This is a genomic window from Alicyclobacillus shizuokensis NBRC 103103 (genome assembly GCF_001552255.1).
Classification (GTDB): Bacteria; Bacillota; Bacilli; order Alicyclobacillales; family Alicyclobacillaceae; genus Alicyclobacillus_G; species Alicyclobacillus_G shizuokensis.
The window spans coordinates 1-1,618 of the sequence record NZ_BCQV01000111.1 but is presented as its reverse complement, the minus strand read 5'-3'; the positions used below and the strand labels follow the sequence as shown (position 1 = coordinate 1,618).

Below are 1,618 nucleotides of genomic sequence, written 5' to 3'. Positions count from 1 at the left end.
GGGGCTGCTGAATGAATTGAATAGCGGCCTCTGTTTGAGCGAAGTTGCATCTTGCAAAGGTTACCCAAATGAACCAAAGAAGAAGCCGTAGCTTCCGGTTCAAGTTCATTACCAGCAGCTGCAGGGCGATAACCGTTTCACTGGTCTGACGTAGGCGTGCCCGAATCAGCCCTAAGCCATATTTGCGCTTTCCCTCTCCAAACTTTCCTTCGACCGCATTCCGTTCGCCTGCGTCCAGTCGTCCGATTCTTTGGTGTTCAGCAATCGCCTCCTTGGACGGACGCCCCAGTTTCGGTCCACTCAACCGAATACCATGCTTCTTGCAATATTGGAGGTTCTTCCGATTTCGGTAGATTTTGTCCGCCAAGATGGCCTCTGGATAACATCCGAACCGCTTCACGTAGTTTTCTACCGACTCAATGAGTGTCGTCCCCTCATTGAAACTGTCCCAACTCACTCGCTCCATCAGCGAATATCCATTCACCACACTGATGGCCAACTTTGCACCAAACTCCACGTTCGCCTTTACCTTTCCTCGAACCATCGGACGTACGTGAGGCTGCGCGATGTTCACGATTCGGTCGTCGATACGGTGGGAACGCGTACGAAACATCTCCAATTGTTGTCGGTACAGCTCATGGATGACCAAAAGATTGCGATGTTGTCGCCGGGTGAGCACCGTCAGCCCAGTCAACTTCGCAAGCTGCTCCACAAACCGCAGGTCTCGCCCAACGTATCGCAATTGTTTCCCAATCGCCTTGCGAAGCTCCTTGCCACTGAGCTTTCGATTCTTAGCTGCCCGAAGATAGTCTCTCCGAGCTTGTTGCCGCCGATCCCTGGGTTTCTTCCGCTTTCCTTTGTATGGCCGATGGAGAGTGTCAATGATGTCTTCCAACTTCTCACGGGCCTCATTCAGCAGCGACAAATCCGTCGGGAATGCAATGTCAGCCGGTGTACAGGTGGCATCCAGGATCAGCTTCCCTCGATGAGGGATCGGCTCCAAAGACTCGCCATGGGCACTCGTTTTCTCACCCGATGTCGGCGGGGCAGGCGGTTCATCGTCGTCGTCATCGTTGTCGTGCTGTTCATTTGCTCGTTGGGCCAGAACAATCCACTCGTTCACTTGGTTCAACACGTCTGGACCCAATCGTTTGCGGAAGTGCGTCATCAGTGAAGGATGAAACAACGGCTCCTCTTGGTAGGCGGGAAGCCCAAGGAAGTACTGCATATAGGGGTTTTCCGCGATATGCTGCACCAAATCCCGATCGGAGAACCCTTCTCGCTCCTGGATGATGAGGGCTCCGAGTGCGATACGAACCGAAATTGCCCGCCCACCTCTCGCGGAGGTGCTAAACAGCTTGCTGTATTCCTGTTCCACCCTGCGCCACGGGATCAAATGAGCGAGTTGAACCCAGCGATTGTCCTCTCGAAGCTTGCCTCCGAACGGCAAGAAGAACTCCCCGGGGAGGATCTGCTGGTCCTGGTTATGCGCGTACATAGCCGACCTCCATGTGCACGGTTTTTCGCCCGTTCCCACGAAAAATCCATACACTTGGATTCGACATTTGAACCCGAAATCCCTTGCCGTTATTGGGTTTTACGTTCATTCAGCAGCCCC

General features: G+C 53.6%; 1 protein-coding gene. It reads right to left on the bottom strand.

What is annotated here, in order from left to right:
* A partial coding sequence (locus tag ASH01S_RS17525) for an IS5 family transposase (RefSeq protein WP_245629154.1) occupies window positions 1-1,498 on the bottom strand: 1,498 nt, incomplete at its 3' end.
* Between the last annotated feature and the right edge of the window lie 120 nt (window positions 1,499-1,618).